We start from the raw sequence: 8902 nt of genomic DNA on the forward strand, positions 1-8902 counted from the left end.
CTCGCGGCGACGCTGATCATGCCCGCCGCGGTGCGCAGGGGCGATTCAGCTGCGCGTCACTGCTTTTCGATGCGGTCCAGGTAGGCGCGGCGCACGCCGTCGTCGACCCGGGTGATCGCGGCGTCGTCGTTGGCGGCCTTGCGGAAGACTCGCATGACCGCTTCCGGCACCAGCCCGGACGCGTTGGCCGCCAGCCCGACATACGACGGCACCGCGGTCTCGGCCGCCCTGGTCTTGACCGTGCGGACCACGGCGGCGGCGATGTCCTCGGGATCGACGGCGGGCAGGATGCCGTAGTCGATCCCGGAGCTGAGTTCGGTGCGCACCGCCGACGGGAGCACCGCGCTCACGCTGACCCCGGTCGCGTCCATCTCCAGCCGGGTCGCCGCGGTCAGCCCGACCACGGCGAACTTGCTGGCGTTGTAGACGGCCAGGCCCTTGATCGGGAACTTGCCCGCCAGCGAGGCCACGTTCACGACATGGCCGTAGCCGCGCTCGACCATGCCGGGCAGGGCCAGGCGCATGCCGTGGATGACGCCGTAGACATTGACGTCCATCGTGAGCTGATCGATCCGGTCCGACTGGTCGAGGAACGCGCCGTTGGGCATCACGCCCGCGTTGTTCACCAGCACGTCCAGCGGTGCGCCACGCCATTTCGCGGCCGCGGCGAGAAACGCCGCGTACGAGTCCTTGTCGGTGACGTCGAGGACGTGGCCCATGGCCCGGATGCCGATCTCGTCGGCGGCCTGGACCGCCAGCGCCTCGTCGAGGTCACCGAGCGCGACGTAGGCGCCCTTGGCCGCGAAGGCCGCGGCGGTGGCGAGGCCGATGCCGCGTGCGGCGCCGGTGATCGCGACCAGCGCCCCGTCCAGGTCGATTCGTGGGTAACTCATGCCGGTACCGCCATCTCGTCGTCGTCAATGATGGTGAAATCGTCGGGGTCGAAGGCGCTGACCCGGCGGGTCAGCTCGCCGGTGGACCAGGGCCAGCTGAAACTGTTGCGGCCGTTGGCATCCAGGTAGTAGCTCTGGCAGCCGCCCGCGTTGTAGACGGTGCCCGCCAGTGCGGACTGCACCTGGTCGACATAGCGGGCCTGGACCTCCGGTCGCACATCCAGGATCGCCCAACCCCGCCGCCGCGCGCTCGCGATTGCCGAGACCAGGAAATCGACCTGGGCCTCGAGAATCGCGAAGGCCGAGGAGTGGCCGGTGCCAAGGCTGGGGCCGAGCACGGTGAACGCGTTGGGGAAACCGGTGGTGACCGTGCCGAGGTAGGCCTCGGGCGAGCCCTGCCAGTGTTCGGCCATGGTCCGCCCGTCGGCGCCGCGCACGATGTCGGCCAGCGGGGTGTCGAGGATGTGGAAGCCGGTGCCGAGGATGACGGCGTCGACTTCGGCGGTGCTGCCGTCCGCGCCGATCACCGTGTTGCCGCGGAACTCGGCGACGGCGGTGGCGTGGACGTCCACGTTGTCCTTGGTCAGCGACTGGAGGTAGCTGTTGGAGAACAGGATCCGCTTGCAGCCGAGCAGGTAGTCGGGGGTGAGCTTGGCCCGCAGCTGCGGATCACGCACCACCGCACGCAGATACGCCGAGCCCACCGACTGCACCGTCTGCATCAGCGGGCGCGGATTGCGGAACGCGACGCCGAGTCCCTCCATCAGCGTGTACTCCACCGAGCGCAGTGCCTTGTGCGCGAACGGCACCCGGCGCATGAACCGCTTCTCGATGCCGGGCACCGGGTGGTCGAGCTTGGGCAGCACCCACTGCGCGGTCCGCTGGAACAGGTGCAGCGCGGCGACCTCCTTTTGGATCTCCGGCACGAACTGCACCGCCGACGCCCCGGTCCCCACCACGGCGACGCGCTTGCCGCGCAGGTCGTAGTCGTGATTCCAGCGCGCGGAATGGAACACCTCGCCAGGGAAACCGGCCAGGCCGGGGATCTCGGGCACGCGCGGCTCGTTCCACGGACCGGCGGCCGAGACGACGAAACGGGCGGTGAGCTCGCCGTCACCGGTGTCGAGCCGCCACACCCGCTCGGCCTCGTCCCAGTGCGCACCGAGCACCTGCACACCGAAACGAGTGCGGTCGGCGAGACCGTGCTCGCGCGCCACGCGGTCGACGTAGGCGAGGATCTCGGGCTGGGTCGCGAACAGCCGCGACCATTCGCTGTTGGGCGCGAACGAGAACGAGTACAGGCCCGATGGCACGTCGCAGGCGCAGCCGGGATAGGTGTTGGCGCGCCAGGTGCCGCCGAAGGTCTCGGCCTTCTCGACGATCAGCACATCCTCGACACCGGCCTCGGCGAGCTTGATCGCGGCGCAGATGCCCGAGATGCCCGCACCGATCACGACCACTTCGTGGTGGCTGCTCATACGATTTCTCCTTCGACGACAGAAACCCGGACCGCGTCGGCGACCCGGTCGGGGACGATGCGGCGGGCGGCGGCGATCGTGGCCTGCCGCCGGGCGGAATCCATGAAGTTGGGGCCCATCACCGCGAGTTCGGCGGGGCCGGGCTCGACCCGGATCACCCGGGTGCCCGCGGCGCGCAGCAGCGCCACTTCGCGGTCGAGGCCCCTGGTCATCTGTGCGCGCAGCAGGCGTTCGACACGGCTCAGGCCGGTGGCCGGTGCGCCACCCGCCGAGGTCATCGGCGCGACGACCACCACCTCGTCGAGGTGCAGGGGGGCCAGCAGATCGGCCGACACCGAGGACACCGCACCGCCGTCGACGAAATCGTGTCCGTCGATCGACACCGGCGGGAACCAGCCGGGGATCGCCCACGACGCGGCGATCGCCGAGCCGAGATCGACGTGTGGCGCGTCCTTCGAACCGAAGGCGACCCGCTCGCCGGAGCTGGGGTCGGCGGCGACCAGCCAGGTGGCGGGGTGGTCGACCCAGCCGCCGCGCGGTGCCAGCGCCCGGCCGAAGGCGCGCAGCCAGTTGGCGTCGCCGCGGCCCTTCGGCAGCAGCCCGGCCAGCGCGGTGTAGACCGAACCGCTGCGCACACCAGCGCCGACGAGTCCGAGACCGGGCAGCCCGAGCGCGGGCGGCGGCGGCATCGCGCCGGGGTCGACGGCCACGTGCCGAGCGAGAACCGGGTCGGCGTCGGGCGCGCCGTCCAGGGCGGCGAGGAGGTCGGCCGGGGTGCGCCCGGAGCCGAGGGCGGCGACGATCTCCGCACCCGCCGAGGTGCCGACCAGCACGTCGGCGGTGCGGACATCCCAGTCGAGAGCGCGCTCGACGGCGTCGAGGGCGACGGCGGTCCAGGCGAAGCCGAGGAGACCGCCGCACCCGATGGCGAGGCCACGTCGTGTAGTCATAACTCGGATACTAACGGTATTCGAGTTCCAGCGGTACCCCATTTTTGCTACACTTCGGTCGTGGCCCGAATGACGCGCAAGGAGTCGCACGCACTCACCCGCGAGCGTTTGGTGGAAACCGCCAAGCGCCTGTTCCTTGCCGACGGTTACAACGTGACCTCACTGGAGAAGGTGGCCGCCGAGGCCGGCTTCTCCAAGGGCGCCGTCTACTCCAACTTCGCCACCAAGCACGAACTCGGCCTGGCCGTGATCGATGTCGTGCACGTGGAGCGGGCACAATCCCTCGCTGACGCGGTGCTGCCGCACGACACCATGGCGCAGCGGATCGAGGGCTTCGCCCGCTGGGCCGACCAGAACATCGGCGACGTCGGTTGGACGGCACTGGAAGTCGAATTCGCGACCAGCACCCGGCACATGCCCGAGGTCCGCACCGAACTGGCCGCACGCCGTCGCTCGATGACCACGGTGCTGGCTTCCCTGATCCAGGTACAGGCCGACGAGATGGGCTTCGACCTGCCGATTTCCGCCGAAGACGCCGCGCTGCAACTACTCTCCCTCGGCATCGGCCTCGGCGTGCAGCGCGCGATCGACCCGGAGATGCCGGTGACCGCGCTCGTCGAACAGCTGCGCGGCCTGATCGATTCCGTCCGGACGGCCTGACTCGGCACGAGCAGGGCCGCGCTCGTTGGCTCGACAAAGACTCGACAGCGAAGTCTGGCCGACGCGGCGGCCATCAGCCGGAGTTGGCGCTGTGCCCGTGGGTCCGCTCTGCGCGGAGCGCGCTCGGACCCAGCGGGCGGGATCGATGGCCGATCCGGGTCAGGCCGCCAGGAGAACGGCGTTCGGGGCGACGAAGTTCTGCACCGGGGCGGACTGGATCGACGTGCCGATGCGTCGATCACCACCGAGGACGACCGCGCGCGCCGCGGCGGGCCGGCGCATGGACTCGGCCACCTGGGCGACGAGGTCGCTCAGCGAGGTGCCGAGAGCGCCCGCGAGGGCCGCGATCATCTCGCTGGATGGCTCTTTGCGGCCGCGCTCGACCTCGGACAGGTACTGCGGGGAAATCCCCGCGCGTCCCGCGGTGTCGACGAGAGTGGAGCGCTGTTCCAGGCGCAGGGCGCGCAGGCGATCACCGAGGACCTCACGCCACAGCGGTTCGGGGCGCGGCCGCCCGTCACCGCGTCCGCCCGGAATCACCCGCAACCCGTTGTGTTCGCCCATACTCCGAGCGTAGGGACACCGGTGCCGACACACCCGGTTCTTCTGCTCTCGGCGTAACCCGGGTCAGCGGGTGATGCCGAAGCGGGTGTCCACCCAGCCGAGCGCATCGGCGAAGGAGGCCGCCACGATGCCGCTGTGGTCGACGTCGTCGTACTTGCGATAGTCGACGGACTGGCCGTGCAACTGCTGCTCGGCGACCATCGCGTCGGTCGACTTCAGCGGGACGGTCATGTCGGAGCGGCCCTGCAGGACCAGCACCGGCGCGGTGAATCGCAATCCGCTGGGATCGTTGTCGTCGAGTACCCGCAGCAGCCCGGACAGGTCGCCGTCCTTGGTGAACACGTCCTTGGCGGACAGCCCACCCCACTTGCCGCGATCACGCAGCGCCGCAGTGCATTCGGAGTCCGCGATCGACAGCATCGACACCGCGCGCTCGGTGAGGAACCGGGCCGGGTCGACATCGGTGACGGTCTGCGCGCCGCGCACGAGCAACGGCACGTAGAGCGAGACGTCGCCGGTGCCGAGCTTGCCGAGCGGGTTCGAGACCGTCCACTTCGCCATCCGCACCTGCTCCCCCAGGTGCGACGCGGGAGCCAGCGCGACGGCGCCGAGCAGTTCCGAGCCCGGCGCCCACGCGGCGGCCGCGCCCGCGGCGAACAGGGCGGCGTGGCCACCCTGCGAATGCCCCATCGCCACCCAGCGCGAACCCACCGACTTGTCGACTTCGCGTGCGGCCGTGGCGAAATCGCTCACCGCTCGCTGTTCAGTCTCGCCGATCAGGTAGCCGTGGTTGCCTGGCGTGCCGAGGCCCTGATAGTCGGTCCTGGCCACCGCGTAACCCTTGGCGACCCAGCGGGCCTGGTCGTCCTTGCCCGGCGAGGATCCCTCGGCGCGCGAAGGCGCGCACGCGTCGGCGACGCCGTTGGTGCCCGGCGCCCAGGAGAGCAACGGCCACCCGCCCGCGGGTGGTGTCCCCTCCGGGACGGCGAGCGTCCCCGACACCGCCACCGGCTTGCCCTGCGCGTCGACGGATCGGTAGAGCACCAGCGAGTTGCGCGCCCCCTGAACCGCCTGCGACCCGGTCAGCGGTTGGCTCCGGATCACCGAACCGTGCTGTCCCGGAATCGATTCCGCGGGCGGTGCGTAGAAGCCGGACTGCGGTGCGCCCGCGACCTCGGCAACGCCCGGCGTGTCCCCGGCACAGGCCGAGGCCGACAACGCCAGGCAGGCCACCGCGGCCGCCGCGATCACCCGAGCGATAGCTGTCTGCATGTTCCCCCCGCTACACCGACGGCCGACACACCCGGCCGACAAACCGCCGACCAGGTTACTCGACGCCGCCGGGACGGCTGGGCGCCGCACGACGCCCAGCCGCCGGACTCAGTTCAGGACCCGCCCGAGGAAGTCGCGGATCAGCGCCGCGATCTCGGGTCCGTGTGTCTCCAGCGCGAAGTGGCCCGCGTCGAGCAGATGCAGTTCGGCGTCGGGCAGATCGCGCAGGTAGGCGCGGGCACCGTCGGCGCCGAAGATCTCGTCGTGCTCACCCCAGGCGATCAGCGTGGGCGGGCGGTGCTCGGCGAAGTACTTCTGGAAGCCGGGGTAGCCGTCGAGATTGTTCTTGTAGTCGAAGAACAGCTGCAGCTGGATCTCCTTGTTGCCGGGCCGGTCCAGGTAGGCCTGGTCGAGGGTCCACGTGTCCGGGCTGACCAGCGCGAGCCGGTCGGCCGGAACACCGTGCGTGTACTGCCATGTCGTGGCGTCGAGTTCGAGCAGTTTGCGCACCTCGGGCTCGTGGGTGACGCGGTCGTTCGCGTGCGCGAACAGAACCTCCCAGAACGGGGTGAAGCCCTCGAGGTAGGCGTTGCCGCTCTGGGTGATGAGAGCGCTGACCCGCTCGGGGTGGCGCGAGGCGATGCGCAGGCCGATGGGCGCGCCGTAGTCCTGGATGTAGAGCGCGAATCGGTCGATGCCGAGGGTGTCGAGCAGTTCCAGGGTGATCTCGGTGAGTTTCTCGAAGCTGTAGTCGAATTCGTCGACCTGCGGCATGGCGGACTGGCCGAAGCCGACGTGATCGGGCGCGATCACGTGGTAATCCTCGGCCAGCGCCGGGATCAGATCGCGGAACATGGCCGAGCTGGACGGGAACCCGTGCAGCAGAACGACAGCCGGGGCGTTCGGGTCGCCCGCCTCCCGGTAGAAGACGGTCTGGCCCTGGATCTGGACGGTGTTGTGGCGGGTCTGGTTCATGATGGACCTCTCTCTTTTCATACGGTGACCGGTTCGCGACGGCGAACCGGGGTGATCAGGAGGGCGGCCGCGACGGTGAACGCCAGGCCGAGGGCGAAGTAGCCGCGGTAGCTGTCGGTGAGGGCGTGCACGACGGTGGCCACGCCGAGGCCGCCTGCGGCGGCGAGCTGGTGGATCACCCAGGCAGGCGCAAGGGTGCGGCCCATCCGGGCGGGGTCGAGACCGCGCGAGAGGATCGCCATGGTGAGCGGGATGACCGGGAACGACGCGACACCGAACAGCACGGCCACCACGACCAGCACCTCCGGCCCCGGCACGAACACCGCGGGCAGCAGCGCGGCCAGGCGCACCGAATACAGCACCCGCAGGAGGGTTTCCGGCGGGTACCGCCGCAGCAGCCGCACCAGCGCCGCCGAGGTCACCCCGGCCGTCAGTGCAGCCAAGGCGACCAGCCTGCCCGCACCCGCCACCGACCAGCCCTGCTCCACGGCGTGTTTCGGCAGCATCAACACGACGACGTACAGGGTCGCCGCGTGTAACCCGAAGGACACCAGCACTTTCCACCGATCGGACAGCGACTCGCCCGCACCGGGGACCCTCGCCGCCCGCTGGTCGTCGGGCAGCAGCAGCCACAGCACGGCGGTGGCGGCCAGCCCGATCGCGCCGAGCAGCGCGAAGGTGCCGCGCACGCCGATCGGATCGAACAGCGCCGTGGCCGCCCACGGCGTGATCAGCTGCCCCAGATTGATGCCGATCGCGGCCCTGGCCATGGCGGGCCCCGCCTGCGCACCGTGCGCCCGCCCGAGCAGGGTGGTCACCGTGAGCGTGGACGAGGAGGCGAAGCCGAGTCCGCCGAGCACCATGTAGGCGGCGACGAACTGCCACGTCTCGGTCACCATAGCCAGCACCAGATAGCTGCCCGAGATCAGACCGAGCCCGCCGATCAGCACGAGCTTGGGTCCGAGCGTATCGAGCAATCTGCCGATCCCGTGCTGAGCCAGGCCGGTGACCATGGTGCCGAGTGCGGCGGCCACGGCCAGCGCGGTCGCCGAGACGCCGTAGGCCGCGGCGGTGGGCGCGAAGAACACGCCCATCGTGAAGTTCAGGCCGAACGACACGGTCATCGCCGCCAGTCCGGCCCAGGCAAGGTGCGCACCCCGCATGCCCGTCACATCCTAACTCTCTAAATACATTTTAACGGTTACAACTGGACAGCGGTCGGCCACATTCCGCCGCCACGGAAGTCAGTCGTGCACGGAATCGGTTCGCAGCCGGGCGATCTCGCCCTCGAGTTCGGCAATCCGGTCACGGAGGACCTGCATCGCCTCGGCGACGGCAGCCCGCGGGTACAGCGGCGGAATGTGCTGGCGGCAGTTCCAGTCGAACGCCTCGACCTCGATCAACACCGCCCGCTCGACCTGTGCGCGGTAGCCGTCGACCACGAGCGAGGCGAGGAGTTCGGGATCCTCGGCGGCCTCGACCACCCGCGCCCGCCCGAAGATCTTCATCCGCGACTGCGCGGCGTAGTCCATCAGGAACAGCGAGACCCGGTCGTCGTGATCGAGATTGCCGCGACTGATGTACTGCTTGTTGCCGCGGAAGTCGGCGAACCCCAGCGTGCGCGTGTCGAGCACCTTCAGGAATCCCGGTGCGCCGCCACGATGCTGGATGTACGGCCAGCCGGTCTCACCGACCGTCGCCAGATAGAAGCTGTCACGCTCGCCGATGAACCAGGCCTCGTCGGGCCCGATCCGATCGGCCACCTCGGGCACCTGCGCCATCCGCTCATAGCTGCGCAGGCTGCCGTGGACGCGCTGATGCTCACGCACCAGCGGAGTGAACGCGACCTGCGCGTAGTGCCCGGTCATGACTGCCCCTTCGCGTGATTGCCCACGACTCGATCCCTCGCAATGATTCCATCGTTCTAACCTGTAATCAACAGTTGAAAGGTTAGGTGGGCGCGTTTGATTCCCGGTTCGGGAAAAAACTTCGGAATCGGGGTGCAGGGCGGGAAACACGAACGGCGCGTTCACCTCGAGAGGTGGTATAGCCCGTTGGGTGAGAATGAGGTATCGGGCCATCTGCCCGGGCCAAACACCGGACGGGGGGT

At 69.7% G+C, this 8902-nt stretch carries 9 protein-coding genes; 1 reads left to right on the forward strand and 8 read right to left on the reverse strand.

The annotated features are described in order from the left end of the window. Window positions 1–56 precede the first annotated feature (56 nt). From ACFWF2_RS06240 to ACFWF2_RS06250, 3 genes are read right to left on the reverse strand one after another with little or no spacing between them, the layout of a single operon-like run. Window positions 57–893 carry an SDR family oxidoreductase gene (locus ACFWF2_RS06240; RefSeq protein ID WP_379305151.1) on the reverse strand — a complete coding sequence of 279 codons (837 nt, stop codon included), beginning with the start codon at window positions 891–893 and terminating at the stop codon, window positions 57–59. Beyond that, entirely contained in the window at window positions 890–2371 is a 1482-nt protein-coding gene (locus ACFWF2_RS06245; protein WP_379305153.1) for a flavin-containing monooxygenase, read from the reverse strand. Before ACFWF2_RS06245 ends, ACFWF2_RS06240 begins: the two co-directional genes overlap by 4 nt. Next, window positions 2368–3321, reverse strand: coding sequence for a patatin-like phospholipase family protein (locus tag ACFWF2_RS06250; RefSeq protein WP_379305155.1), 954 nt, complete (start codon window positions 3319–3321; stop codon window positions 2368–2370). The genes ACFWF2_RS06245 and ACFWF2_RS06250 overlap by 4 nt, the downstream gene beginning before the upstream one ends. Before the next feature lie 69 nt (window positions 3322–3390). On the opposite strand from ACFWF2_RS06250, the gene ACFWF2_RS06255 reads away from it, so the two are divergent. After that, a complete protein-coding gene (locus tag ACFWF2_RS06255) occupies window positions 3391–3981 on the forward strand; it encodes a TetR/AcrR family transcriptional regulator (protein WP_379305172.1) in 591 nt (196 codons plus the stop codon). 159 nt (window positions 3982–4140) lie between these two features. On the opposite strand, the gene ACFWF2_RS06260 is transcribed toward ACFWF2_RS06255, so the two are convergent. From ACFWF2_RS06260 to ACFWF2_RS06280, 5 genes are all read right to left on the reverse strand, one after another. After that, window positions 4141–4545 (reverse strand): helix-turn-helix domain-containing protein, encoded by a 405-nt coding sequence (locus tag ACFWF2_RS06260; protein WP_379305157.1) that lies wholly within the window; start codon window positions 4543–4545, stop codon window positions 4141–4143. Between the two features lie 63 nt (window positions 4546–4608). Further along, window positions 4609–5817, reverse strand: a complete 1209-nt coding sequence (locus tag ACFWF2_RS06265) for a lipase family protein (protein WP_379305159.1) — start codon at window positions 5815–5817, stop codon at window positions 4609–4611. A 108-nt stretch (window positions 5818–5925) separates the two neighbouring features. Further along, window positions 5926–6792, reverse strand: coding sequence for an alpha/beta fold hydrolase (locus ACFWF2_RS06270; protein WP_379305161.1), 867 nt, complete (start codon window positions 6790–6792; stop codon window positions 5926–5928). 17 nt (window positions 6793–6809) lie between these two features. Further along, the gene (locus ACFWF2_RS06275) at window positions 6810–7955 is read right to left on the reverse strand and encodes an MFS transporter (RefSeq protein WP_379305174.1); all 1146 of its coding nucleotides are present in this window, start codon (window positions 7953–7955) and stop codon (window positions 6810–6812) included. 81 nt (window positions 7956–8036) lie between these two features. Then, on the reverse strand, window positions 8037–8660 hold the full coding sequence (locus ACFWF2_RS06280) for a pyridoxamine 5'-phosphate oxidase family protein (RefSeq protein WP_379305163.1): 624 nt from the start codon (window positions 8658–8660) through the stop codon (window positions 8037–8039). Window positions 8661–8902: the final 242 nt, after the last annotated feature.

The organism is Nocardia sp. NPDC060259 (assembly GCF_042728775.1).
GTDB lineage: Bacteria > Actinomycetota > Actinomycetes > Mycobacteriales > Mycobacteriaceae > Nocardia.